The sequence below is a fragment of the Tessaracoccus flavescens genome, from assembly GCF_001998865.1.
In the GTDB taxonomy this organism is placed as follows: domain Bacteria; phylum Actinomycetota; class Actinomycetes; order Propionibacteriales; family Propionibacteriaceae; genus Arachnia; species Arachnia flavescens.
In genome coordinates this window covers 1,973,501-1,997,267 of record NZ_CP019607.1, presented here as the reverse complement: position 1 = coordinate 1,997,267, position 23,767 = coordinate 1,973,501, and the positions used below count along the sequence as shown (strand labels likewise).

The following is a 23,767-nucleotide window of genomic DNA, read 5'->3' as shown; positions in this document are numbered from 1 at the left end:
GGTCGCGAGGTGAGTCTCGGCCATCTGGGTGTGAGTGCCCTGATGAAATGAACGAGGCCGCGGGCCGACCACTCTCGGACAGGTCAGGCGGGGGTGCGGGCGAGTACTCCGGCCATCGACTCCGGACCCCAGACCAGCTGCTGCGCTCCAGGGACGGCCAGAAGCGACACGGCATTGCCCTGACCGACCCAGAGGTAGGTCTCCGGGGAAGGCTGTTCGCACTTTTCGTACCCCGCGGCGGCCGCGCTGTCGGTGACGGCCTCGATGACGGCCGCCGGGTCCTCGTCGATCATCATGACCATCAGGTCCTGTGAGTCGGAGACGATGGTCGTTTCCGGGAGGGTGATCCCCTTCGGGACAACCACGTCCTGAGGGCCGACCTTGATCGAGTCGGAAGTCACCTCTCCGTCGAACGTCTCGTTGGAATCGGCGGGGGCCGGTGCCGTCGGGCATCGCCCGGCCTCGGGCTCGCCCGAGCAGGCAGAGAACGTGATCAGTGCGACTGCGGAGAGCGCTGCGGCGCCAAGGCGGGTGAACATGGGGCCAGTCTATGCGAGCCCCGTCCGACGCCCCTCGGCCCGCTCAGGCCGCCTGCAGGCCCACGGAGGCGACGCGCGGCGCGGGAGATGACTTGAGCACTTTCCCAACCGAGGAGTCAGGCGCTGACGGCGATGCCCTCGAACAGGTCGGTCGAGGGGACCTCGCTGTCCGGGAACGGCAGACCGTAGCCCAGCAGGTAGGTCTCACCGGAGCCGGGGAGCTCCTGCATAATCTGGAAGAACTGCCAGAACGGGTGCGTCGTGTCGACCTGGCTGCGGTAGTTGGCCAGCGCCTTGCGGCAGACCTCGAGCCAGGGGCCGGTCTCGATCACGGCGACGAACTTCGAGGGATCGGGCCCGAAGGAGTCCGTGTCGCGCTCACCGTCTGGCCACAGCTCGATGCCGCGCTCGCGCGCGATCTCGTAGGCCTCAGCCCACCGCGTGGTGTTGTGGGTGTTCCACAGCACGCGGCTGATCTGCCACGGATCGCCGAGGTCGGGACGGTGCGACGGCGAAGCTGCGAGGAGCGTCGCGTACATCGTCACCCGGTGCGCCTGGATGTGGTCGGGATGGCCGTAGTTGCCGTGCGGGTCGTAGGTGATCACGACCTGGGGACGGCGATCTCGGATGATCTCGACCAGGAGGTTCGCGGCCTCGAGCAGGTCGGCTTTCCAGAAGGCGTTGTCCGGCATCTCGTCCGGGACGGCTGCGCGACCCTTCTCGTCGGTGGTCATCCCGGAGTCGTGGTAGCGGCCGGCACCGCCCAGGAAGATGTGGTCGTCCACCCCGATGATGCCCATGGCCGCGTCGATCTCACCGATCCGGTGCTGCCCGAGCTCGGCGGGGGTGAAGTGCGCCCATTCGGGCACCAGGATCTCGCCCAGCTCACCGAGGGTGCAGGTGACGAGCGTCACCTTCGCGCCCTCGGCCAGGTACCGGGCCATGGTCGCGGCCGTCTGGCTCGACTCGTCGTCGGGGTGGGCGTGGACCAGGAGGAGTCTGCGATCGTTCGTCACGGGGGCAAGCATAGGTTCGTTCGGCCCGGTCATCACTTGCCGAGCAGCGTGGCGAACTCGACGAAGTCGTCCTCACGCGCCTTATGTGGTGCTCCGACGATCGCATCGGCCAGTTCGTCGGCCGCCTGCCGGACTCGCCCGGCCAGGGCAGCGGCCTGCGGACCACCGAAGTCGGAGGTCGCGGCGAACACGCCCGTGCGCACCGGGAGGGCACCGAGGTAGCTCAGCAGCGGGCGCATCGCGAAGTCGATCATCAGCGAGTGCCGCTCGGTTCCGCCGGTGGCCGCCATGAGGACGGGCTTGCCCGTCAACGTCCCGGTCTCGAGGATGTCGAAGAAGCTCTTGACGAGGCCCGAGATCGAGGCGGAGAAGGTGGGGCTGACGACGACGAGCGCGTCCGCCTCGGCGACCTTCTCGATCACCTTGGCAAGCTCCCCGGTCGGGAACCCGGTGAGCATGGCGTCGGTGATGGGGTGCGCGAGCTCGCGCAGCTCGACGACGGTGGCCTCGAGGTTCTCCCCCTTCAGGGCGAGCGACTCACGCAGCCGCGCGACGATGTCATCGCTCAGCACGCGGGTGCTGGACGGCGAGCCGAGGCCGCCGGAGATGACGACGACGTGGGACATGGCAACTCCTTCTGAGAGGTCTTTCACCATGATACAACCTAATTCAACGTTCAACTATTCCGTTGCCAGCCCACCTTCACCGAGCGGGTCGGCGTCGACCCCGCCGCCGAGGCCCGACCCGGGCGGTGCCGGTTGAAGCCCACCGCACGCCGGTCCCACCCGCAGTCTCCGCCGACAGCCTCTTGCCAGCGTCGACGCGAATCCTGCACGGCGTGACCCCGGCCTTGGACGGGCGATCCCTCGGCATCCGGAGGTGACCCGGGAGACAACCTCCGCCGCTGACGGATCGACCCGGGGACGATCGACGCAGCCGCGCCTCTCCCGTCACCGGGCCCAGGCGGCCTCAAGCCGGCCATCGGGACAGAGCGTAGACCCGAGGGGCGCTGAGCCGGCGACACTCACCGAACGGGACGACGTCGCGCGACCAGCGCGGGCCGGTGGGACACAGCGTCGAGCCGGTCGAGGACGACCAGGATGCCTCTCGGACAGGCCCTGAAAGGCAGCGCCGAACCGCGCCGTCGCTGCCACCGGACGAAGCGATGCCCGTCCCAGGCCAAGCACCCAGCTGGCCAACGGACGACCGAAGCCCCCGGGAACGCGAGAGGCCCGCCCCGGCGAGCGGGGCGGGCCTCAGGGCTCAGCGGTCAGAGCCGGTTGTCGTCCTCGGCACGGGTGCCGGTCCAGCGGTCGACCTGCGGCTCCTCCATGTTCGACTCCACGGGCCCGCCCGCGGCCTTGACCATGGACGCATGGGTCGGGGCGTCGGGAACGCCCGCCGGGCGGAGCGCGGCGAACTCCTTGCGCAGCACCGGAACGACCTCCTCGCCGAGCAGGTCGAGCTGCTCGAGGACCGTCTTGACCGGGAGTCCCGCGTGATCCATGAGGAACAGCTGACGCTGGTAGTCGCCTGCATAGTCACGGAACCCGAGCACCCGTTCGATCACCTGCTGCGGCGAGCCCACCGTCAACGGAGTCTCGCGCGTGAAGTCCTCGAGCGACGGGCCGCCGCCGTAGACGGGGGCGTGGTCGAAGTAGGGTCGGAACTCCTTGACCGCGTCCTGCGAGTTCTTCCGCATGAACACCTGGCCTCCGAGTCCGACGATCGCCTGCTCGTAGGTTCCGTGGCCGTGGTGGGCGAAGCGGCGGCGGTACAGGTCGACCATGCGCTTGGTGTGGGTCGAGGGCCAGAAGATGTTGTTGTGGAAGAAGCCGTCGCCGTAGTAGGCGGCCTGCTCCGCGATCTCGGGAGAGCGGATCGAGCCGTGCCAGACGAACGGCGCGACGCCGTCGAGTGGGCGCGGCGTTGCGGTGAAGCCGTGCAGCGGGGTGCGGAACTTGCCCTCCCAGTTGACGACGTCCTCGGTCCAGAGTTCGTGCAGAAGGGCGTAGTTCTCCACGGCGAGCGCGATGCCGTCGCGGATGTCCTTGCCGAACCAGGGGTAGACCGGGCCGGTGTTGCCGCGGCCGAGGGTGAGGTCCATGCGGCCGTCGAGCAGGTGCTGGAGCGTCGCGTAGTCCTCGGCGATGCGCACCGGATCGGTTGTCGTGATCAGCGTGGTGGCGGTCGAGAGGATGATGTTCTTCGTCTGCGCGCCGATGTAGGCCATGGTCGTGGTCGGAGACGACGCGACGAAGGGCGGGTTGTGGTGCTGCCCGACGGCGACGACATCCAGGCCGACCTCTTCGGCCTTGAGCGCGATCTCGACGGTCGCCTTGATCCGCTCGTGTTCGCTCGGCGTGCGACCGGTGGTCGGGTCGGTGGTGACGTCACCGACGCTGAAGATGCCGAACTGCATGGTTGCCTCCTGAAAGCTCGTGCATCACTCTACAACATGATTGAGTGTTCAACTATTCCGCTCGTGCCGCGAGGGGCCGGGAGTTTCGGGCGCAGGGCACGACGAAGCCGCCTTCACGGACCGATGCCCTCGGGTTTCTCCGGCTCTCGCCCCCACCTCTGTCTTTCACTCTGGGCAAGGCAGCCGCCGTGCGGCCCCGACCACCGGTACCGAGTGAACGACGCTCCACGGCACGCCGATCGCACAACCCAGCGACCTCCCTCACCTGGAAAGCCCCCGAGCACCGGGGCCCCGGCCTGAAGGCCTTCGTCGCCGCGGTCTTCGACGGCATCGCGCTCGCGGGAGCGGCACGCGTGCTGGTCGGCGGTGCCCCGTATCTCGACCCCACAAGACTCCCGCGCAAGCAGGCACCGGGCCGGGCCCGAGCGCCGGACCTGCCACGCATCTCGACCCCGACACTGACAGCCAAGCAGGGGCACCGGCCTGGCCCGACCCTCTGTGCACACGAAGACGCGGCCGCCGAAGCGGCCGCGTCCTCAGGCGGATGTGGGGATCAGGCAGCGACGCGCTTCTTCTGTCCCGCCCTCAAGACCAGTCCGACGATGAGCAGGACCAGGCCGATCAGGCCGGCGAAGCCCCCGACCACGGCAGAGAGGACCGAGGTGGTGATGCCTGAGAGGCTGATCGGCGGGGCGATCACCACGCCGTCGCCATCGCACTCCACCGTGTAGGTGCCGTCGGGCTGCCCGTCGCCACCGACCTTGCCGATGCCTGTGTAGTTCTCGCCGTTGCGGCCCCAGTTCATCGAGATCCGGAGGGTGACGTCCGGAACATCGGCCGTAGGGCCGGTCACGTCACAGCCGACCGACACGTCGGAGGCGTAGATGACCTTCATCTCTTCCCCGGTGATCTGCACCTCGGTGGGTCCGCTCACGGTCACGACGTCGTCCTCGCTGGGGATCGCCGACATGAGCTGGGTGGCGAACAGCACAAAGAGCACGACGGAGACGGCCATCAGGATCGCGCCGACGATGATCATGATCTTCGGCGCCTTGCTCGGCGGCTTATGGGGCGCGTTGTAGGGCGGAGGGGGAACCGGACCGCTGTACTGGCCCGGACCCGGCTGGCCGTAGGGGCGCTGGTCTCTTGGCTGACCCGGCGCGCCGCCCGGCATCTGCTGGCTGTAGCTTCCCTGAGCCCCCTGGCCGTAGCTGGCTCCGACGCCCGGTCCCGAAACCCCGGGTTGTCGGCCGTAGGGCATCGAGTGGTGCTGCGGGTTCTGTGGCTGCCCGGGCTGACCGTACGGGTCGCCGGTTGGCCTCTGCTGATCCGACATAGCGGTTCCCTTCGTCGCTCCAAGGGTGGCACTAGCCGGGGTCGCGGTAAAGCCCTGCACCCTTGGGCTGTTCGATTCCCTGAGCGGGGCCGCCCCGCGTCAGCGGCGCCCGTCGTCTTCCCCGTACCTTGAGCAGGGCCGCCGGCGAGCCGGCGGTGGTGGTCGCTACAGCTAGTCCCGTTCCTTGAGCAGAGCTGCCCCGCGAAGCGGCGGCGCCCGTCGTCGAAAGGCCCCGATGGTCACCCACAGTCCTGGCCACAGCCTCCCGGTCGACTGCGGTCATGGCCACGGCCGACAGCCCTTTGACGCCAGCCGCTCAAGGAGCGGAGTGAGCGACACCCAGCGCCACCAGATACTCGAGGTCGTCAGGGGTCAGCCCGACCGCCCCGTCACGCTCCGCGGGGAGTCTCAGACCACCTGGCGCAGCCAGCCGAACAGGTCGTCCGCGCGTCCGTACTGGATGTCGACGAGGTGCTGGCGGATCTCGCGGGTCTTGACGCCGGGCTGGCCGTCGCCGACCTGCTGAACGCCGCGATCGGGCGAGTTGAAGCCGGTGATCGGCGTGACCACCGCGGCCGTGCCGCAGGCGAAGACCTCGGGGATCTGTCCGGAGGCGACGCCGTCGAGGACCTCGTCGATGGTGATGGGACGCTCGACCGGCTTGAGCCCGTGCTCCGAGGCGAGCGTGAGGATGGACTCACGCGTGACGCCCGCCAGGATCGAGCCCAGCCCTGGGGTGAGCAGTTCACCGTCGGCGGTGACGAACATGATGTTCATCGTTCCGCACTCCTCGACCCACTTGCGCTCGGCGCCGTCGGTCCAGAGCACCTGGCCGCAGCCGTTCGCGGCCGCTTCCCTGGTGGCGATGAGACTGGAGGCGTAGTTGCCGCCGCACTTCGCCGTCCCGGTGCCGCCAGGGGCGGCACGGGTGTAGTTCGGGGTGATCCACAGCTTCACGGGCTCGGAATAGTAGGGGCCGGCCGGGGTGGCGATGACGGCGAACCGGTAGGTGTTGGCCTCGCGCACGCCGAGGTACGGCTCGGATGCGATCATGAACGGGCGGATGTAGAGGCTCTGCTCGTTCTCGCTGACGGGCACCCAGTCCTTCTCGAGCTTGACCAGCTCGGTCACCGAGTCGAGGAAGAGTTGCTCCGGCAGCGGAGCCATCGCCATCCGCTCAGCTGAGTGGACGAAGCGGGCGGCGTTGCGGTCGGGGCGGAACAGCCAGATGGAGTCGTCGTCGCGACGGTAGGCCTTCAGCCCCTCGAAGATCTCCTGCCCGTAGTGCAGGACGGCGGCGGCAGGGTGAAGCGCCCAGTCGGACATGGGGATGACGCGCGGCTCCTGCCAGCCGTCCCCCTCGATGTAGTCGACGACGACCTGATGGTCTACGTAGTAGCGACCGAATCCGGGATCTGCCAACGCGGCCTTGCGGGCGGCCTCGGATGTGGGGGTGGTCGTGCGGGTGAGTGAGAACTCGGACATGCCCACGATGGTAACTTGCCCAGATTCGCGCGAACTCTCGTATCACAGGGCGACGCCGGGGCCGCCATGCGCGTGGCGAGGGTGTAGCGGCCGCGACGTCGTCCTGGCCGCAGTGATGTGCGAGGAGGTCGCACGTACCGTCTCGCGCCCGACGCGACGGCGCCCGACGACCGACGCCCGGCGGCTGCGGGGGTCGTCAGTACAGTTGCCGCATGACCGAAGAGACCCGTCGCCCCACCACCGTCAGCATCGCGCGCACCGCGTCCAAGGCCTTCACCGCCACCAACGCCCGCGGCGGCGCCATCTCGATCGGCAGCGGCGAGTCCGACGACTTCACCCCGGTCGAACTGCTCCTCGTCGCGATCGGCGCCTGCTCCGCGATCGACGTCGACATCGCCACCACCCGCCGGGTCGAGCCCGAAACGTTCGACGTCGACGTCAACGCCGACCGGGTCAAGGACGCCGACGGCAACCGGGTCGACAACATCGAGGTCGACTTCCTGCTCCGCTTCCCCGAAGGCGAGGACGGCGACCGGGCGCGCAAGCTGATCGACCGCGCCATCGCGTCGGCCCACGACAAGCTGTGCACCGTCTCGCGCACCATCGAGCTCGGCACCCCGGTGGCGATGCGCTCCGTGGACTGATGATCAGATGAGCACTTGCCCGGACTCGTTGCGCCTGTGGGCCGTCTACAGGCCATCTGGCGAAACGAACCCGGAAAAGTGCTCAAGGCGACTCCACGGTGGAGGGCCTCGCGACGGTGCCGTGCTAGGTTCTGACCATGTTCGCGAGCCAGTCCTGGTGGTGCTCCCGCTGAGGCGGTGAGTTCGCGTACCCACTTACCGCCCCACCACCGGGCGGTCTATGCGTGTGGCGGCCCGGACAGGAGAATCCATGACCGGCATCCAACTGCCCAAGACCCCGTTCGCGTTACTCGCGCGACAGGGCTCCCCCACCATCGAGGTGCTGTCCGGCCACGTGGTCGACATCGACCTGCTGGCCGACATCCCGCTGTCGGAACCCGACGGGCGACCCAACGAGGTCCTCGCGCTCATCCCCTACCGCCAGGTGCGAGAGCGCGGGTTCACCGCCGTCGACGACGGCGCCCCGCTGCGCTGCCTCGTGGTCGACGAGCACCTGAGCGTCGAGCGCGACGAACTGGTGGACTCCCTGCCCATCGAGCAGATCGTGCTCACCGACGGCGGCTTCGACATCTCCGACGACGACTACGCCGAGATCGTCGAGCGGGTCATCGCCGATGAGATCGGACGCGGAGAGGGGGCCAACTTCGTCATCCACCGCGCGTACACGGCCGACGTCGACGCCGACCCCAGGCTCGCGGCGCTCACCTGGTTCAGGGCCCTCCTCGAACACGAACGCGGGGCCTACTGGACCTTCGCGATCGTCACCGACGGCCACGTCGCGGTCGGCGCGAGCCCGGAGGCCCACGTCACCGCCGAGGACGGCGTCGTGACCATGAACCCGATCTCGGGAACGTTCCGACATCCCGCAGGCGGGGCGAACCGCGAGGACCTGATCGAGTTCCTCACCTCCAGGAAGGAGACCGAGGAGCTGTTCATGGTCGTCGATGAGGAGCTCAAGATGATGAGCGCCGTGTGCACCGACGGCGGCAGGATCACCGGCCCGCGCCTGAAGGAGATGTCCCGCCTGACGCACACCGAGTACATGCTGCGCGGGTCGAGCCGGATGGATCCGCGCGACATCCTGCGCGAGACGATGTTCGCCCCGACCGTCACTGGCTCGCCGATGCAGAATGCCTGCACCGTGATCCAGCGCCACGAGCGTTCACCGCGGGGCCACTACTCCGGAGTCGCGGCGCTGTTCACACCCAACGACGACGGCGGACACGACCTCGACGCGCCCATCCTGATCCGCACCGCCTACCTGGCCGACGGGCGGCTGCGGGTTCCCGTCGGCGCGACGCTTGTCCGGCACTCCTCGCCCGAGGGAGAGGTGAGCGAGACGCACGGAAAGGCCGCGGGGGTGCTCGGCGCGATCGGCGCCGTCGAGCGCGACCCCGCGTCCACGCCGACGGCCCCGCTCGCCGGCGATCCACGCATCGCAGCACTCCTCGAGGCCCGGAACTCGAGGCTCGCGCCGTTCTGGCTCAACCCGCAGGGAGACGACGAGGCCCGCTTCACCGGAACCGACGCCCTCGTCGTCGACGCCGAGGACCGGTTCACCACGATGCTCGTCCACCAGCTGCGCCACCTCGGCCTCGAAGCAAGGCGGGTCGCCTGGGACGAGGTCACCGACGACGAGGTGGCGGCCGCCGACCTACTGGTCGCCGGTCCCGGCCCGGGCGACCCACGCGACGCAGGCAGCCCTCGCATCGCCCGCATGCGCGAGATCATCGCGGCGCGGCGTGCTGTCGGGGCGCCGCTGCTCGCCGTGTGCCTCAGCCATCAGATACTCGCCGACAGCATCGGCCTCGACCTCGTCCCGCTCGACTCGCCGCACCAGGGGCTGCAGAAGGAGGTCGACATCTTCGGCCTGCCCGCGACAGTGGGCTTCTACAACACCTTCACGGCGCTCGTCGACGGGGAGAACACCGTCGAACTCGAGGTGGCGGCCGACGAGACGGGCGCGGTCCACGCGCTCCGAGGGCCTCACACGGCCTCCGTCCAGGGACATCTGGAGTCGATCCTGTCGCGCAACGGCCTCGAGGTGCTCGAGGCGCTGGTCGAGCACGCGCTGACCTGACGGCCGACACACACGATCGCGGCAATCGCGACAAATCCCCGCGCCAGCGGAATGGAATCCGCCCGACGGTGGTTGTCACCGGTCACGGGGCACTGATAGCCGTCCCGCGCGTAGATAAGGGAACACCGCATGACCCTCCCACGCCGCGTCACGCGCGTACTCGCCTCCGTCGTCGCCACCGGGCTGCTGCTCGCCGGCTGCTCCGGGTCCAACGACGACGGAGCCGCAGGCGCTGATGCAGAGATCGAGATCGGCTCGCTGTACGAGCCCGGCAACCTGAGCAACGTCGACGCTGGGGGTCAGGGTGTCACCGAGGCGCTCCACGGCAACGTGTACGAGTCGCTGATGAAGCTCGGCGACGACGGCTCGATCTCCCCGCTGCTCGCCAAGGAGTACAAGGTCAGCGACGACCGCCTGACCTACACCTTCACCCTTCAGGACGGTGTCACCTTCCACTCCGGCAAGAAGCTCACCTCGGCCGACGTGAAGTCGAGCTTCGAGCGCGTCGTGTCCGAGACCTCGCAGGCCGCACGCAAGGGCAACTACCAAGTCGTCTCACAGATCGACACCCCCGACGAGAAGACGGTGAGCTTCACCCTGAAGCGGCCCTCCATCTCCTTCCCCTACCTGATGGCCTACGTGTGGATCGTCAACCCCGAACTCGCGGACGCGAAGACCGACGCCGACGGCACCGGCCCCTACTCGTTCGACGAGTGGAAGCGCGGCTCGACGCTGTCGATCGTCCGCAACGACGACTACTGGGGCGAGAAGGCCAAGAACGCGCGCGTCACGTTCCACTACTTCACCGACGCGTCGGCCGAGTCGAACGCCCTGCTTACCGACCAGATCGACCTGGTCACCAGCATCCAGAGCCCCGACTCCCTGACCCCCTTCGAGGGCAGGGACGACTTCACGATCAGCGAGGGCACCTCCACCACCAAGGAGCTGCTCGCCTTCAACGACCGCGTCGAGCCGTTCAACGACCCTGGGGCATCGTCGTGCGCCATCTGCTCCCCAACATGTGGCCGACGCTGGTCGTGACCGCCGCACTGATCTTCGGCACCGCCGTCCTGGCCGAGGCGAGCCTCAGCTACCTCGGCCTCGGCGTTCCGCCGCCCAACTCGTCGCTCGGCCGACTGCTCCAGGGCGCCGAGTCGACGGTGCTGACCTCGCCGTGGGCGGCGATCGCCCCGGGCGTGGTGATCGTGGCCATCGTGCTCGGCGCGAACTTCCTCGCCGACGGACTGCGCGAACGCTTCGACCCGACCAGGAGGGAGCGGGGATGAACATCGACGTGCAGAACCTCAGCATCGCGCTGCCCTCCGGCAGGAAAGTCGTCGACTCGATCTCGTTCACCCTGGCCGACGGCGAACGCCTCGGCATCGTCGGCGAGTCCGGCTCCGGCAAGTCCGTGACGACGCTTGCCGTCATGGGGCTGCTGCCCCGCGCCCTGAAGGCCGAGGGCTCCATCCTGGTCGGCGAGACTCAGATCGTCGGCGCAGGCCAGTCCACCCTCCGCCAGGTGCGCGGCAGCCGGGTCGCCATGGTCTTCCAGGACCCGTCGACCGCACTCGACCCGTTGATGCGCATCGGCAGGCAGCTCGAGGAGCCACTGCAGCGACACCAGGGGCTCTCCGGTTCAACGCTTCGCGACGGCGTCCTCGCGGCTCTGGCCGAGGTGAGGCTCCCCGACCCGGAGCGGATGATCCGTTCGTTCCCGTTCGAGGTCTCCGGCGGCCAGCGGCAGCGCGTCGCGATCGCGATAGCCCTCGCCTGCCAACCCCAGGTGCTGATCGCCGACGAGCCCACGACCGCGCTCGACGTGACCGTCCAGGCCGACATCCTCACCCTGATCCGCCAGCTGTGTCAGCAGCGTGGCATGGGCCTGATCTTCGTGTCACACGACCTGGCAGTCGTGTCCCAGACGGTGACCCGCGGCCTCGTCATGGAGCGTGGCCGCATCGTCGAGGAGGGCACCATCGACCAGTTGATCGGCGCTCCGACCAACCCCTACACCCAGAAGCTCGTGGGCAGCGCCCGGGCGCTCGACGAGGCCCTGATCACCGGGAGGCTGCCATGAACGCGCTCCTGGAACTCGACGGCGTCACCTTCCGCTACCGCGGGGCCCTCGAGCCAGCGCTGCGGGACGTGAGCCTCACCGTCGAGCGCGGGTCCAGCCTCGGCATCGTAGGCGAGTCTGGGTCGGGCAAGTCGACCGCGCTGAACCTGCTGCTCGGGCTCGCCCGCCCCGAGAAGGGAGCCGTGCGCTTCGACGGCGTCGACCTGACCGGACGCGACGTGGTGCGCCGGCTGCGCCGAGAGGTGCAGCCGGTCTTCCAGGACCCATACGCCTCGCTCGATCCCCGGATGCGGGTCGACCGGATCGTCGCCGAGCCGCTGATCTCGCTCGGGATCGACCGGGACGGGGCCAGCCGGCGGGCCAGGGTCGCCTCCGTCCTGGCCGAGGTAGGGCTCGGCGCGGACACCCTCACCCGCTACCCGCACGAGTTCTCCGGAGGGCAGCGGAAGCGCATCGCCATCGCCAGGGCGCTTGTCACGGACCCGATGGTGCTCGTCGCGGACGAGCCGGTCAGCGCGCTCGACGTGACCACCCGGATCGACGTGATCGAACTGCTGGCGAAGCTCCAGGCCGAACGCGACCTCAGCGTGGTGATGGTGTCGCACGACATGAGCGTCGTCGCGGCCCTGTGCGAACAGGTGATGGTGCTCAAGGACGGCTGCGTGGTCGAGACGGGCGAGACGCTGTCGGTGCTTGCCGACCCGCAGGAGCCGTACACGAAGGCGCTGATCGCAGCCATCCCACGCCTGCCCGCCGTCGGCTGAGCCGGCGTCCATCGGCAGGCCGGGCGGCACGACGCAACGGGTGACGGGTCAGGGTACACCCCATTCCGAATGTCGGAGGCGCGTGTTAGTTTGCAGCGTGGGCACCGAACAGCAGGCGAAGACGCGGGCCTTCCACCACGTCCTCGGGAACTCGGCCGCCGCCATGCTCGGAACAGCCTTCCTCTGGTACGCCATCACCTTCTGGGCCTACCTCGAGACCCGCTCCGTGATCACGACGGCATTCCTCGGCGGCTCCTACATGCTCGGCATGGCGGTGCTCGGCGTGCCGTTCGGGTCCCTGATCGACCGGTTCCGCAAGCACGTCATGATGATGATCTCCGCCGTCGCGACGACGGTGTGCTTCCTCATCGCCGGGCTCATCTACCTCCTCGTCCCTGCACGGGATCTGATCGACCTCGGCCAACCCTGGTTCTGGGTCTTCTCCTCGATCACGCTGCTCGGCGCGCTTGTCTCGATGATCCGCGGCCTGGCGCTGTCGACCTGCGTGACGATGCTCGTCCCGTCGGACGACCGGGCGAAGGCCAACGGCCTCGTCGGCACCGTCAACGGCGTCACGATGCTGGTCACCGGCGTCCTGTCCGGCCTGGCCGTCGGCCAGCTGGGGATGGGCGCGGTGATCCTGATCGGCATCGTCGTGATGGCGGCGTCCATGGTGCATCTGGCACTGATCCGGATCCCCGAGCCCACCATCGTGCACGCCGACGGGACGCCGAAGGCCGTCGACTTCAAGGCCGCGTGGAGGGCGATCGTCGTGGTGCCCGGCCTGATCGGGCTGATCATCTTCTCCACCTTCAACAACTTCCTGGGCGGCGCCTTCATGTCGCTGCTCGACGCCTACGGCCTCGAACTGCTTCCCGTCGAGACGTGGGGCATCCTGTTCGGCCTGTCGAGCATCGGCTTCATCGTCGGAGGCGCGCTGATCGCGAAGCTGGGGCTCGGCTCGAAGCCGCTGCGCACGCTGCTGCTCGCCTGCCTGGTGATGTGGGTGATCTCAGGGGTGTTCACCATCCGCGACTCCGTCGTCCTGCTGGTGATCGGCATCTTCTTGTACATGACGCTGATCCCCTTCATCGAGGCCGCCGAGCAGACCCTTCTCCAGCGCGTCGTTCCGCTGGAGAAACAGGGCCGCGTGTTCGGGTTCGCGCAGGCCGTCGAGGTGGCGGCCGCACCGATCAGCGCGTTCCTGCTCGGGCCGCTCGCCGAATACTGGCTGATCCCCTACGCGGAGTCACCGCAGGGTCGCGCCGACTGGGGCTGGCTGCTGGGCGACGGGCAGGCGCGCGGGATCGCGCTGGTCTTCGTGCTGGCCAGCCTGGTCGGCTTCGTCATCACCGCACTGGCCTTCCTGACGAGGACCTACCGGATCCTCAACCAGAGCTACGCGGCAGGCGACGTCAACGCCGACCTGACCTCAGATGCCCCCGCCGACGCGGGTCCGGCCCCGGATCAACCGGGGCCGGATGTGCTAGGCAAGGGCCTGACGGAACACTGAAAGAGGAACAGTGCCGCGGCTGGAAGCGTGCCTGGTTCACAAGGAGCGGGCCGGGCTGAACCCCAGGCGCAGGACCTCGCACCACCGATGCTGAGCGCTCACGAGCACTCCACCGCGCCGCTCGCGAGGACCTCGCACTCCTGTCGCACTGCAGAGTCCCGAACGTCCGCGGGAACCTCGTCCACTAGCTCGCGGGTGATCCGTGCTGTCCAGTCCTCGCCACTACTCTCCCCCACGACCTGGCCACCATCCGGGTCCACCAGCAGCGACTGTTGCCGATCATCTCGATGTTCGATCACCACGATTCCTCCATCGACGTTCGAGTCTTCTGCAACCACCACGCCGGGAATGCTCCTCATTACCTCGAACAGCGCCGATCGAAGGTCGGCGGGAACCAGACCGGAGCGCAGGGCGTCTGCGGCGTAGACGAAGGCCGAGGAGTCTGGCGAGGTGCCACGACCGTCGGAGTCGGCGTACAGGCGTTCCCGCAGGGAGCCGAAGTCTCGCGGCAAGGCTGCGAGGAAGGCCGTCGACGGCATCTGCCAGGACTCTTCGACATAGTCGTTGGGTGCGAGATTCGTCGTCCACACCTCCGGGTCACCGGGTCCTCCCAAGAGGCCCTGGCAGGCAGCGGGCGCCTCGGGCTTGTCCTTCCGGGACTGCGCGAACCAGCTCGGTCGCGATCCGTCGACCGCCACGTACTCCGTGCGGCTCACCGTGCGTGGGCACCTCAACTCCTGCTGCTCTTCCGCTGAGACCGCCCCGTCCTCATCGATGTCTTCTCCGCTGGTGACGAGGTCGACGGAGTCAGCAGTCGTGACGATCTTCCAGTATTGGCCTGGTTGCGCAACTGGGTCGACCGCGTTGATCGCGGCTTGGCTGAGCGCCTCGTCGGCGCGGGCCTCGGCGGACGACCCGCCGAGGTTGCCGATCCCGAGGCCGATCGCCGTCAAGGTCGCGGCCGCGACCGCTCCGATCCGCCAGCCGAGCCTGCGCCGCGAGGGCTGTTGCGGGGTGAGGGCGGCGGTCAGGATCGCCCGACGCTCGGCGTCGGTGAAGTCGGGGGTCTCCGCTGCGGGGTCTGCGGCGCGGAGCAGGGTGTCGATGTCGTTCATGAGGGTTCTCCTTGAAGCTGTGGGACGGCGGCGGCACGCGACGGCGCTGGCGGCTCGTCGAGGAGCCGCTTGGCACGCTGCCTCGCGCGCATGAGTCGGGTGCGGGCGGCCGAGTCGCTGAGGTCGAGCACGACCGCGATCTCGGAAGGGGTGAGCTGCTCCCAGGCGGTGAGCCGGAGGATCTCGGCGTCGGTGGGCGCGAGCTGGGAAAGCACGCTCTCGGCGAGCGCACGGCCGGAGGCGTCTGCGCCCGGCGACGATGTGTCGGTCAGGTTTCCCGCGACGGCGTCACGCACCCCGAGCCGCCGGGCGAGCGATCGGCGTTCGTGTGCGACGGCGTGGTGGGCTGTGCGCAGCAGCCAGGCGAGCGCGGGCTCCGGGACATCGTGGCGACGTCGCCAGGCGGTGGCGAAGACCTCGGAGACGATGTCATCTGCGGAGTCGTGGCCGACGCGACGGATCGCGTAGGCGCGGACCTTCGTCGCGTTGAGCTCGAACAGTGCCTCAAGCCACTCCTGGTCCTGGGGAGGGGGTAACGCTCTCATGCCCGGTAGTTCCCGCGAGTCGTCGTTTCGTCACAGCTGGATGCCCGGAATCCTAGCGACCTCCTCGTGTGGAGGCTCCGACGTCCGGTCGAGGTGCCCGGTCGGCAGCGCTCGGCCGGTGGGCAGCGACCAGGAGAGCGAGAGCTTTCGGTTCCGCTCAGTCCTGGGGGATCGTCCCGTCGAGGGTCCAGGCCAGGAACTCCCTGAGGTCGCCGGTCTCGCCGTCACGGCCACCGCGGCCGATCACCAGCGGCGCGAGGGTGGGCTGGAGCCTGACGCCGCGCAGGCGCTCCTTCCACCCTCCCGGTACGACCAGCGAGTAGTAGTTGCCCTCGGTGTCGAGCGCGACGGAGTGGTTCGTGCGGAGGTACCAGCCGGTCTTGTCCGTCTTGACGGTGTGGCCGTCGAGGGTGCGCGCCTTCAGCGGACGCGGCTGCAGCCCGCGTTCCTTCGCGGCGGCCAGGAACTCGTCGATCAGCACCTTCGCCCTCGCGGCCTCGCCGCGGGCGTTGGCGTCGCTCAGCTGCTGCCGGATCAGCGCAGCCTTCTGTCGCTCGCTCAGTTCCTCTGCCACGGGCACAGCCTAACCCGACCAGGCATGGCACCGACGGCGGGCTCAGCTCTTGCGGGGCGGGAGCCCCCCTCGCTCTTCGTCCGCCTGACATCTCCTCCCGGTAGGTTCTCCCCCCTGTCTGACGCCGATGGTCCCAGGTTCATCGAGGTTCCTGCTTCACCCGGCACGAGGCGGCTGGGGATCGCCCAGTCCACGCTCAGCATGGCGACGGCGATCCTGTTCGGGCTTCTCCGCGATCGCGATGCCCCTCTTCGTGGCCATCGGCGTGGGCGGCTACCTGCTCTCCCGCCGCGCGCGGGTGAGACGCGCCGCGGAACCCACCTCGCCCTACGAAGGCAAGCGCCGGATCAAGGCAGCGGAAGCCACCACGCGCCGGCTCGCCGCCGAGCAGACGCAAGCAGTCGGACAGGTCGGAGCGGTTCCCGGTGCGCGAGCGCGACGCGTCGGCAGCATCGTGTTCACCCTCGGCAGCATCGCCGTCGCCGTGACGGCGATCATCGCCTACGTGACGACGGTCGTGCGCAAGCCGTGCCAGGAATGCGACGTGCAAACCTATGACGAGTCGGTCGAGAACCTGATCGTGCAGGCCTTGCTTTTCGCCGCGGTGGCGATGGCCGCGGCGCTCATCCTGCTGACGATCGGGTCGGTCATAGCAGCTCGGGACCCGTCGCTGGCGTCAGCACCACCTGCGGATGGCCGCGACCCCGTATGCCGGGGCCAACCGTCCCGATGAGAAGACCCTGCTTCAGCTCCTCACCGACGCGTGGCCGCTGCGTCTGGCCTGCCTCGGCCTCGCCTTCTGGGTGGTGGCCGTCTTCTGGTTCGGGGTGGCGGCGACGCGCGAGGCGGCCGCTGGGCAGCCTCCCTTTGTGGGAGTCACCTGGTGGCCGACGTTCCTCGTCTCCGCCGTCCTGCTCGGCCTGCTCGTCGTGCTGGAGACCTATGCAGCGCACGAACGGCGCGAAGTGACCGCCGTCGTCAGGAGGGCCTGGCCCGTGGTCGAGCCGGGCCAGGCGGCCGACGGCTAAGCCTGAGGTCGTCAGGATCAGCACCACGGACGACGGCTCGGCCGGGTATCGTCGCCACATGCCGAGCGACACCTACCGATTCGTCGAGGTGCCACCTTCTCCGCTGACCCGGAGCCTCGTCATCGCCCGGTCGGTGATCATGTCGCTGATCATCGGCTCGGTCGCAGCCTTCGGCGTCGGGTTGATCTTCCTGCTCGTCTTCGACGAGAACGCCGTCCAGTTGCCGCGGTCGTGGGACCAGTTCGACGGCCTGGGACGCAACTTCCTCGGCTTGTCGATGCTGCTCGGCGGGTTCGGGCTCGGCCTGCTTCCCGAACCCCTGTGGGTCGCCATCGCCTTCTCCACCCACCGCGACCTGATGCGCCACGCGGCAACCTCAGGGACGGAGGGGCCCGCGCCGCCCCAGCCGCCGTCGCCGACGCCCGCTACCGCCGGCTGACCGCGCTCGCGAGCCGGTCCACGATCGCAGCGCTCACCCTCGTGGGCGTCCTCGTGCTCACCTTGTTCTTCCTGCTCGACGAGGCCGAGGCCCTGTTCTATCTCCTGTGGAGCCTCGGGGTGTGCGCCGCCCTCGCCGCGGTCTTCGGCCTGCTGTGGATCCGCTCCGTCAAGAAATCGGGCGCCCAACCACACCCGCCCTACCTCGACGAGGGCCGGATCGAGAAGGCGGAGCGCGCCGCTGCGCACCCGACACACGCAGCGAACGCTGCGCGACGATCCCGGCCTCGCCCGGTGGGCGAAGCGGGAGAAGCTCGCCACCTGGTTGCTGGGCATCGGCGCGGCAGGAGTCGTGGCCGCAGCCGTCGCGACCTTCATCCCCGCGTTCGTGCGTAAGCCCTGCCGCCACTGCGAGCCGCGCTACTACTCCGACCCCGTCGAATGGCTGATCGACCAGGGCATGCTGATCGGCTTCGTGCTCATCGTCGCGTCGGTCGCGTGCATCACCGCTTCCGTCGTGGTGACGCTCAGCATCGAGTTTCCGCGTAGGGAGCACTACCGTCGGCTCGCCAAGGGGGACGACGCGGACCGGTCACGACCGGACGAGAAGATCGTCACCGCGCTGCTCGGGGGTCCGTCGCCGCTGCGCGTCACCTGCGTTGCGCTGGGCTTCTGGGTGGCGACGGTGAGCTGGTTCTCCCTGTCCGCAACCCTGGAGGGCGCAGATGGACAGGCTCCCCTTGCCGGGCACGACTGGGGCGACCTGCTCTACGTCTCGTTCGTCCTGTTCGGCGTGCTCGTGCTGCTGGAGGTCTTCGCCGAACACGAGCAGCGGGTCACCGCTGCCACCGTCCGCAGCGCCTGGCCGTCGATTGAAGAGGTCCAGGTGGACGACGTCACAGCTTCGGCAGCAGTCCGAAGAAGGCGACCTCGTCGTCGGTGAGCATCCGGGAACGGATCAGGAACCGCTTACCCGTGGGGGCCTCGACGCTGAACCCCGCTCCCCTGCCTGGGACCACATCGATGGTGAGGTGGGTGAACTTCCAGTAGTCGTACTGGGACTCGGACATGTACACCTCGACCGGGTCGATGCCGTCGATGGCGAGCGTGTCGAGGAGGACGTCGGACGGGCCGGTGAGGAACATCCCGACCGGGTAACACATGGGCGAACTGCCGTCGCAGCAGCCGCCGGACTGGTGGAACATCAGGGGGCCGTGCTGGGCAGAAAGCGTGCGCAGCAGGTCGGCGGCCTCGTCGCTGACGTCGACCCGGCTGGGTTCGCTCATCACGCACCTTCCTTCACGATGGGGCGGAGGGCGGGGGCCGGGACCCCCGCCCTCCAGGTCTGACTCGGCATGGGAGAACCGAGTCGGTCTGTCAGAAGAAGCCCATGGCTCCTTCAGCGTAGGAGACCAGCAGGTTCTTGGTCTGCTGGTAGTGCTCGAGCATCTTGAGATGGTTCTCGCGCCCGATGCCCGACTGCTTGTAGCCGCCGAATGCGGCGTGGGCCGGGTACTGGTGGTAGGTGTTGGTCCAGACGCGGCCCGCCTCGATGGCGCGACCTGCCCGGTAGGCGGTGTCCCCGATCCGGCTCCACACCCCGGCGCCCAGGCCGTACAGGGTGTCGTTGGCGATGGAGATCGCGTCGTCGAAGTCGGTGAAGCTCGTCACTGACAGCACCGGGCCGAAGATCTCCTCCTGGAAGATCCGCATGTCGTTGGTGCCCTCGAAGACCGTCGGGGCGATGTAGTAGCCCTCGGAGAGGTCACCGCCGAGGTCGACGCGCTCGCCGCCCACGAGCAGCTTCGCGCCCGACTGCTTGCCGATGTCGATGTAGGACAGGATCTTCTCGAGCTGGTCGTTCGAGGCCTGCGCGCCGATCATGGTGTTCAGGTCGAGCGGGTTGCCCTGGACGATCTTGCCGACCCGCTCGAGGCCGTCGCCGAGGAACGTGTCATAGATGGAGCGCTGGATCAGGGCGCGCGACGGACAGGTGCACACCTCGCCCTGGTTGAGCGCGAACAGCGTGAAGCCCTCGAGGGCCTTGTCGTAGTAGGCGTCATCGGTGCTGCTCGCCACGTCCTCGAAGAACACGTTGGGCGACTTGCCGCCCAGCTCGAGCGTCACGGGGATCAGGTTCTGCGAGGCGTACTGCATGATCAGGCGGCCGGTCGTCGTCTCGCCGGTGAACGCGATCTTGCGGATGCGCTTGTGGCTGGCGAGCGGGGCGCCCGCCTCGATCCCGAACCCGTTGACGATGTTGACCACACCGGCTGGCAGGAGATCGCCGATGATGTCGAACAGGAACAGGATCGAGGCGGGGGTCTGCTCCGCCGGCTTCAGCACGACGCAGTTGCCTGCGGCGAGAGCGGGGGCGAGCTTCCACACGGCCATGAGCAGCGGGAAGTTCCACGGGATGATCTGCCCGACGACGCCGAGCGGCTCGTGGAAGTGGTAGGCGACGGTGTTCTCGTCGAGCTGGCTGAGCGAGCCCTCCTGGGCGCGAAGCACCCCCGCGAAGTAGCGGAAGTGGTCGATGGCGAGCGGGATGTCCGCGGCGAGGGTCTCGCGGATCGGCTTGCCGTTCTCCCATGTCTCCGCGACGGCGATGGACTCGAGATGCTGCTCCATGCGGTCGGCGATCTTGTTGAGGATGATCGACCGCTCGGCGGGCGAGGTCTTCTTCCATCCGGAGAACGCCTTCCAGGCGACATCGACGGCCCGGTCGATGTCCTCGACGGTGCCGCGGCCGACCTCGGTGAAGGGCTTGCCTGTGACCGGAGAGATGTTCTCGAAGTACTCACCCTTGACCGGCTCCACGAACTCGCCGCCGATGTAGTGCCCGTAGCGGGGCTTGTACTCGGCCTTCGAACCGGGCTGGCCCGGCGCGGCGTAGGTGGTCGACGAGGTGGTTACTTCCTCTTCGGTGATCGTCATTGTCGTGTCTCCTTCGACTCGAACTGCTCAGCGTCGCGCTCCCGGTGGGGCGAAGCCTCTGCCCCGGCGACGATGGATTCACGCTACTGAGGCACAGGTTGCACCTAGGTTGCGTCACAGGGAGGCCGACCGGCCACGCCGCGGGCGTCGCATCGGCCTGCCCTGGACCGGAAGGGTGAAGGCGGAACCGACCGGGCGGCCGCGCCGGAGTTTCCTTGCCCGAGGCCCCCGGATCGGTGCGATCGCCTGCTCAGCTGGCGTCGATCCGGTCGATCCGGGCGAGCACGCCTGCGCGCTTCGGTGAGCGTGGAGGGAGCTGTTCGAGCAGGAGCAGGAGGAGTTCGCGGTCGTCTGCCCCTTCCTCGGTGTCTGCGTAGGCGAGCAGCACGTCGGCGCTGGCCTCGGCCATCAGCGCCTCACGCAGGGCGGTGCTGACCGTGTCGCGGAAGGCCAGGACCCCGGGCGCCTCGGAGCCGGGAAGCACCTCGCCGCGGTAGGCGGCCAGCGCGACCCGGTGCGCGCCGCGGTCGAGCAGGCCGAGGACGCTGTGGGCGTCGGTGGTGAGCGAACCGACGAGCCGGTAGGGCCGCGACGCGATGTCGATCTCGGAGGTGGCCCTTCGCAGCGCCTTGCGGAGCCTGACGATCTCCGGGCGCAGCGTCGCCGGGTCCGCGCCCTTGCCGTAGACGAGCTCGGCGAGTCGTTCGGCGGAGAGACCCGCCGGGTTGAGCCGCAGCATCAGCAGGATCTCGGCGTGGCGTCGTCCGAACTCGACGACGCTTGCGCCGTCGTCGCGCTCGAGTTCGAGGGCGGCGCGCTGTCGACCGAGGACCTGGAGGGTGGCGTTGGTCGTCCTGCGCCTGCGCAGCGGTCGACGCTGCGGCGTGTGCTCACGGGCACGCATCCGGGTGATCAGGAGTTCGGACTCGACGGCGCGGGCGGTGGCATCGACGAGGAGTTGGGCCTGGGGCGTCGCGGCCTCGGCGCCGCCCGTGACATCGATCACCCCGATCACGCGCCGCGTCTCCGGATCGCGCACCGGGGCGGCCGTGCACGACCACGGCGCGACCTTCAGGTTGAAGTGTTCCGAGCCGTGGATCTGGACCGAGCGGCCTAGCGCGATGGCCGTGCCCGGCGCGGGGGTGCCGACGGCGGCCTCGGACCAGTTGGCTCCTGGGATGAAGCCCATGTCGTCCGCCCGGTTGCGGACGTCTCTGTCCCCCTCGACCCACAGCAGCCGACCCGCCTCGTCGCCGACCGCGACGATGACGCCGGTGTCGTCCGTGCCGCCTGGGAGCAGGAGCCCGTAGATGAGGTCGAGCGCCCCGGCCAGTGGATGGCCCTTGAGGTAGTCGTCCAGTTGGTCGCCCCGCAGGTCGAGCGGGGGCAGGCCGTCGGCCTTCACCCGCCCGGCGAGCGCCCTCTGCCACGAGTCGCGGACGAGGGAGCGCACGGCCCGCAACTGCTTCGCGTCGGTGTCGCCGGTCAGCAGGTCGGCGCGCGCACGTTCGAGGAGGCGGCGCGTCTCTGCCGACACGTCGCGGTGATCAGACCATGGCGATGACAAGGGCGGGCTCCGTTCCCGGTGGAGCTGTGGTGCCCCAGTCTAGGTCGAGGCCGGGCAGGGTCGGTGGCGGCGAAGGCGATCGCGCGCGACACGCCGTCGATCAGCCCTTGAGCCACTTCCTGACGGCCGCGGTCGAGCGCTGCCCCTTCGCCTCCGTCACCGCCGTCTTCGAGCGATCAAGGGTTGTTCCGGTCGCCGCCTCGAAGTCGTCGACGAATTGCTTGAAGTCCCACGGCCCTGTCACGGGATGGGCGAGCGTTGCCTGCAGCGTCCGGCCACCGTCATCCTGCGTGGTCAGGTCGATCCGCTGAGAGTCGATCGGCGGCTGGGTCGCGTACACAGGATGCGCCCAGAAGAGATCCTCAGGGTCGGCCGACCACCAGTGTTCACAGGCGCGGATCTGCCCTCGGGCCTCCCGTTCCGGTACCCAGGTGAGGTCAAGCTCCAGGTCGAAGTGGGGCGGCTCCGCGCTCGGAACGACGAGCTTCACGGTCCACGACCGCCCGCGCGGCAGGTCGATACCCGCCTCTCGCGCCCATGCCTCGACGCGGCTCTCCGGCAGCTCGCGGTACACCTCGTCGAGGAGATCGAAGGCACGCGCGGCGGCGGGGATGTCGGGGAAGAGGCTGAGCGTCTCCCAGAAGACGTAGCGCCACGTGGGGTCGTAGTGGGGGCTCTCCGACGTGTTGTCGTCGCGCAGCCGGAGCCCGACGTCGTACAGGACGCTTCCCGCCTCCTCCGCGGCAGCCGGATCCTGCCCGCCAGCCGCGTTCGCGAGCAGCGCGACGGCCATGCTGAACGGGGGCGCCGAGCTCAGCTCCGCGAGATCGGCCGTGCGGAACACCTCGCCCAGGTCGCTGACGGCGTCGGGGGTGGCCGACTTGGCGATCCGGTCAGCCTCCTTCCGGTTGCGCGGCAGGTATGCGTAGGACTTGAGCTTGCGGCCCAGCTTCTGGTCGCTGAGCAGTTCGTAGAACGCCATGTCTTCCCCATCGTCGAAACCGGTGGATCGAGCGTAGTCGGGGTCGGGTGCAGGCCTCGCCCCGGCGCGGCATCAAGTGGAGGCTGCCGGTTGCCCGACGCGTGGGCTCGGGATGTGAGGATGGGGCGTGCTCATCACCAAGGCGATCTCCGAAGGCATCCGCGAGGGCCGGATCACGACGCAGTACCGACGCTGGGACGCGCCGAGTGTGAAGGTCGGCGGGACGCAGCTCACACCGTCGGGACTCGTGCGGTTCACGCGCGTCGCGCGGGTGCCGACCCTGGAGCGGGTCACCGACCGGGCGGCCCGTGCCGCGGGCTTCAGGGACGCGGCAGCGCTGAGGAAGATGCTCGCCCCGCGCGACCCGGGTGCGCCGCGTCGGGTCTGGCCGAGATCGCACGACGCCTCGACCGACTCGACCGGCGCCCCAACGGTCCCTGGACGTTGGACGTGCTGACCTGGATCCGCGACCATCCGCGCGTCGTGTCCAAGGAGTTGGCCGCCCAGCGCGAGGTCGACCTGCTGCCGCTGAAGGTGGACATCCGCAAGCTGAAGGCCCTGGGCTGACGATCAGCCACGACGTCGGCTACGAACTCTCCCCACGCGGGGCCGCCTACCTCGCCTGGCGGCGGGACGACGGGGGCTCGGGACAGGACTCACCTTGAGCACTTTTCCGGCTCTAGTGACGTATGTGTGGGTGCT

General features: G+C 68.9%; 26 protein-coding genes. 13 read left to right on the top strand and 13 right to left on the bottom strand.

The genetic code is table 11. The annotated features are described in order from the left end of the window. Window positions 1-83 precede the first annotated feature (83 nt). The 6 genes from BW733_RS09480 to BW733_RS09455 all read right to left on the bottom strand — a co-directional run bounded on the left by BW733_RS09480 (window position 84) and on the right by BW733_RS09455 (window position 6,798). Complete coding sequence (locus BW733_RS09480; protein WP_077349974.1) at window positions 84-539, bottom strand: hypothetical protein; 456 nt, start codon at window positions 537-539, stop codon at window positions 84-86. 116 nt (window positions 540-655) lie between these two features. Beyond that, complete coding sequence (gene mshB / locus BW733_RS09475; RefSeq protein ID WP_237268141.1) at window positions 656-1,555, bottom strand: N-acetyl-1-D-myo-inositol-2-amino-2-deoxy-alpha-D-glucopyranoside deacetylase; 900 nt, start codon at window positions 1,553-1,555, stop codon at window positions 656-658. A 32-nt stretch (window positions 1,556-1,587) separates the two neighbouring features. Beyond that, the gene (locus BW733_RS09470; RefSeq protein WP_077349970.1) at window positions 1,588-2,181 is read right to left on the bottom strand and encodes a CE1759 family FMN reductase; all 594 of its coding nucleotides are present in this window, start codon (window positions 2,179-2,181) and stop codon (window positions 1,588-1,590) included. A gap of 644 nt (window positions 2,182-2,825) precedes the next feature. Then, window positions 2,826-3,977, bottom strand: coding sequence for an LLM class flavin-dependent oxidoreductase (locus tag BW733_RS09465; protein WP_077349968.1), 1,152 nt, complete (start codon window positions 3,975-3,977; stop codon window positions 2,826-2,828). 553 nt (window positions 3,978-4,530) lie between these two features. After that, window positions 4,531-5,313 carry a hypothetical protein gene (locus tag BW733_RS17870; protein ID WP_152024646.1) on the bottom strand — a complete coding sequence of 261 codons (783 nt, stop codon included), beginning with the start codon at window positions 5,311-5,313 and terminating at the stop codon, window positions 4,531-4,533. 408 nt (window positions 5,314-5,721) lie between these two features. Beyond that, entirely contained in the window at window positions 5,722-6,798 is a 1,077-nt protein-coding gene (locus BW733_RS09455; RefSeq protein ID WP_077352862.1) for a branched-chain amino acid aminotransferase, read from the bottom strand. A 212-nt stretch (window positions 6,799-7,010) separates the two neighbouring features. Here BW733_RS09455 and BW733_RS09450 point away from each other — a divergent pair, with 212 nt between their 5' ends. The 7 genes from BW733_RS09450 (at window position 7,011) to BW733_RS09420 (ending at window position 13,879) form a co-directional block, all read left to right on the top strand. Continuing rightward, entirely contained in the window at window positions 7,011-7,442 is a 432-nt protein-coding gene (locus BW733_RS09450; RefSeq protein WP_077349964.1) for an OsmC family protein, read from the top strand. Between the two features lie 250 nt (window positions 7,443-7,692). After that, a complete protein-coding gene (locus BW733_RS09445) occupies window positions 7,693-9,522 on the top strand; it encodes a chorismate-binding protein (RefSeq protein WP_077349962.1) in 1,830 nt (609 codons plus the stop codon). Between the two features lie 129 nt (window positions 9,523-9,651). Further along, window positions 9,652-10,563, top strand: a complete 912-nt coding sequence (locus BW733_RS09440; protein WP_077349960.1) for an ABC transporter substrate-binding protein — start codon at window positions 9,652-9,654, stop codon at window positions 10,561-10,563. Then, on the top strand, window positions 10,542-10,808 hold the full coding sequence (locus tag BW733_RS09435; RefSeq protein WP_077349958.1) for an ABC transporter permease subunit: 267 nt from the start codon (window positions 10,542-10,544) through the stop codon (window positions 10,806-10,808). The genes BW733_RS09440 and BW733_RS09435 overlap by 22 nt, the downstream gene beginning before the upstream one ends. Next, the gene (locus BW733_RS09430; RefSeq protein WP_077349956.1) at window positions 10,805-11,602 is read left to right on the top strand and encodes an ABC transporter ATP-binding protein; all 798 of its coding nucleotides are present in this window, start codon (window positions 10,805-10,807) and stop codon (window positions 11,600-11,602) included. The genes BW733_RS09435 and BW733_RS09430 overlap by 4 nt, the downstream gene beginning before the upstream one ends. Then, complete coding sequence (locus BW733_RS09425; protein WP_077349954.1) at window positions 11,599-12,366, top strand: ABC transporter ATP-binding protein; 768 nt, start codon at window positions 11,599-11,601, stop codon at window positions 12,364-12,366. Before BW733_RS09430 ends, BW733_RS09425 begins: the two co-directional genes overlap by 4 nt. A gap of 97 nt (window positions 12,367-12,463) precedes the next feature. After that, window positions 12,464-13,879: an MFS transporter gene (locus BW733_RS09420; RefSeq protein ID WP_202970161.1), complete on the top strand. Its 1,416-nt coding sequence runs from the start codon at window positions 12,464-12,466 to the stop codon at window positions 13,877-13,879. A 98-nt stretch (window positions 13,880-13,977) separates the two neighbouring features. Here BW733_RS09420 and BW733_RS09415 read toward each other — a convergent pair whose 3' ends face one another. The 3 genes from BW733_RS09415 to BW733_RS09405 all read right to left on the bottom strand — a co-directional run bounded on the left by BW733_RS09415 (window position 13,978) and on the right by BW733_RS09405 (window position 16,113). Beyond that, window positions 13,978-14,994, bottom strand: a complete 1,017-nt coding sequence (locus tag BW733_RS09415; protein ID WP_077349952.1) for a hypothetical protein — start codon at window positions 14,992-14,994, stop codon at window positions 13,978-13,980. Then, a complete protein-coding gene (locus tag BW733_RS09410) occupies window positions 14,991-15,539 on the bottom strand; it encodes an RNA polymerase sigma factor (RefSeq protein WP_077349950.1) in 549 nt (182 codons plus the stop codon). The genes BW733_RS09415 and BW733_RS09410 overlap by 4 nt, the downstream gene beginning before the upstream one ends. 157 nt (window positions 15,540-15,696) lie before the next feature. Further along, a complete protein-coding gene (locus BW733_RS09405) occupies window positions 15,697-16,113 on the bottom strand; it encodes a hypothetical protein (protein WP_418361316.1) in 417 nt (138 codons plus the stop codon). A 253-nt stretch (window positions 16,114-16,366) separates the two neighbouring features. Here BW733_RS09405 and BW733_RS09400 point away from each other — a divergent pair, with 253 nt between their 5' ends. From BW733_RS09400 to BW733_RS09380, 5 genes are read left to right on the top strand one after another with little or no spacing between them, the layout of a single operon-like run. Then, complete coding sequence (locus BW733_RS09400; protein WP_152024645.1) at window positions 16,367-16,846, top strand: hypothetical protein; 480 nt, start codon at window positions 16,367-16,369, stop codon at window positions 16,844-16,846. Then, on the top strand, window positions 16,806-17,141 hold the full coding sequence (locus tag BW733_RS09395) for a hypothetical protein (RefSeq protein ID WP_077349944.1): 336 nt from the start codon (window positions 16,806-16,808) through the stop codon (window positions 17,139-17,141). Before BW733_RS09400 ends, BW733_RS09395 begins: the two co-directional genes overlap by 41 nt. 58 nt (window positions 17,142-17,199) lie before the next feature. Further along, window positions 17,200-17,580: a hypothetical protein gene (locus BW733_RS09390; protein WP_077349942.1), complete on the top strand. Its 381-nt coding sequence runs from the start codon at window positions 17,200-17,202 to the stop codon at window positions 17,578-17,580. 53 nt (window positions 17,581-17,633) lie between these two features. After that, a complete protein-coding gene (locus BW733_RS09385; RefSeq protein ID WP_152024644.1) occupies window positions 17,634-17,975 on the top strand; it encodes a hypothetical protein in 342 nt (113 codons plus the stop codon). Then, complete coding sequence (locus tag BW733_RS09380; RefSeq protein WP_077349938.1) at window positions 17,932-18,522, top strand: hypothetical protein; 591 nt, start codon at window positions 17,932-17,934, stop codon at window positions 18,520-18,522. Before BW733_RS09385 ends, BW733_RS09380 begins: the two co-directional genes overlap by 44 nt. Here BW733_RS09380 and BW733_RS09375 read toward each other — a convergent pair. The 4 genes from BW733_RS09375 to BW733_RS09360 all read right to left on the bottom strand — a co-directional run bounded on the left by BW733_RS09375 (window position 18,476) and on the right by BW733_RS09360 (window position 23,065). Beyond that, window positions 18,476-18,865, bottom strand: coding sequence for a DUF779 domain-containing protein (locus BW733_RS09375; protein ID WP_077349936.1), 390 nt, complete (start codon window positions 18,863-18,865; stop codon window positions 18,476-18,478). The genes BW733_RS09380 and BW733_RS09375 overlap by 47 nt on opposite strands. A gap of 91 nt (window positions 18,866-18,956) precedes the next feature. After that, entirely contained in the window at window positions 18,957-20,516 is a 1,560-nt protein-coding gene (exaC, locus tag BW733_RS09370; RefSeq protein WP_077349934.1) for an acetaldehyde dehydrogenase ExaC, read from the bottom strand. A gap of 250 nt (window positions 20,517-20,766) precedes the next feature. After that, a complete protein-coding gene (locus tag BW733_RS09365) occupies window positions 20,767-22,053 on the bottom strand; it encodes a GAF domain-containing protein (protein WP_202970160.1) in 1,287 nt (428 codons plus the stop codon). Window positions 22,054-22,183: 130 nt separating this feature from the next. Continuing rightward, window positions 22,184-23,065 (bottom strand): hypothetical protein, encoded by an 882-nt coding sequence (locus tag BW733_RS09360; RefSeq protein WP_077349930.1) that lies wholly within the window; start codon window positions 23,063-23,065, stop codon window positions 22,184-22,186. A 127-nt stretch (window positions 23,066-23,192) separates the two neighbouring features. On the opposite strand from BW733_RS09360, the gene BW733_RS18970 reads away from it, so the two are divergent. Beyond that, window positions 23,193-23,522 carry an ASCH domain-containing protein gene (locus tag BW733_RS18970; protein WP_202970159.1) on the top strand — a complete coding sequence of 110 codons (330 nt, stop codon included), beginning with the start codon at window positions 23,193-23,195 and terminating at the stop codon, window positions 23,520-23,522. The last annotated feature ends 245 nt before the right edge of the window (window positions 23,523-23,767 follow it).

Coding starts and splice junctions, on each gene's coding strand:
- BW733_RS17870 (WP_152024646.1), bottom strand. CDS start 5,313: ATGTCGGATCAGCAGAGGCCAACCGGCGACCCGTACGGTCAGCCCGGG.
- BW733_RS09470 (WP_077349970.1), bottom strand. CDS start 2,181: ATGTCCCACGTCGTCGTCATCTCCGGCGGCCTCGGCTCGCCGTCCAGC.
- BW733_RS09480 (WP_077349974.1), bottom strand. CDS start 539: ATGTTCACCCGCCTTGGCGCCGCAGCGCTCTCCGCAGTCGCACTGATC.
- BW733_RS09450 (WP_077349964.1), top strand. CDS start 7,011: ATGACCGAAGAGACCCGTCGCCCCACCACCGTCAGCATCGCGCGCACC.
- BW733_RS09465 (WP_077349968.1), bottom strand. CDS start 3,977: ATGCAGTTCGGCATCTTCAGCGTCGGTGACGTCACCACCGACCCGACC.
- BW733_RS09430 (WP_077349956.1), top strand. CDS start 10,805: ATGAACATCGACGTGCAGAACCTCAGCATCGCGCTGCCCTCCGGCAGG.
- BW733_RS09415 (WP_077349952.1), bottom strand. CDS start 14,994: ATGAACGACATCGACACCCTGCTCCGCGCCGCAGACCCCGCAGCGGAG.
- BW733_RS09410 (WP_077349950.1), bottom strand. CDS start 15,539: ATGAGAGCGTTACCCCCTCCCCAGGACCAGGAGTGGCTTGAGGCACTG.
- BW733_RS09445 (WP_077349962.1), top strand. CDS start 7,693: ATGACCGGCATCCAACTGCCCAAGACCCCGTTCGCGTTACTCGCGCGA.
- BW733_RS09435 (WP_077349958.1), top strand. CDS start 10,542: ATGTGGCCGACGCTGGTCGTGACCGCCGCACTGATCTTCGGCACCGCC.
- BW733_RS09375 (WP_077349936.1), bottom strand. CDS start 18,865: ATGAGCGAACCCAGCCGGGTCGACGTCAGCGACGAGGCCGCCGACCTG.
- BW733_RS09455 (WP_077352862.1), bottom strand. CDS start 6,798: ATGTCCGAGTTCTCACTCACCCGCACGACCACCCCCACATCCGAGGCC.
- BW733_RS09390 (WP_077349942.1), top strand. CDS start 17,200: ATGCCGAGCGACACCTACCGATTCGTCGAGGTGCCACCTTCTCCGCTG.
- exaC (WP_077349934.1), bottom strand. CDS start 20,516: ATGACGATCACCGAAGAGGAAGTAACCACCTCGTCGACCACCTACGCC.
- BW733_RS09425 (WP_077349954.1), top strand. CDS start 11,599: ATGAACGCGCTCCTGGAACTCGACGGCGTCACCTTCCGCTACCGCGGG.
- BW733_RS09360 (WP_077349930.1), bottom strand. CDS start 23,065: ATGGCGTTCTACGAACTGCTCAGCGACCAGAAGCTGGGCCGCAAGCTC.
- BW733_RS09440 (WP_077349960.1), top strand. CDS start 9,652: ATGACCCTCCCACGCCGCGTCACGCGCGTACTCGCCTCCGTCGTCGCC.
- BW733_RS09395 (WP_077349944.1), top strand. CDS start 16,806: ATGGCCGCGACCCCGTATGCCGGGGCCAACCGTCCCGATGAGAAGACC.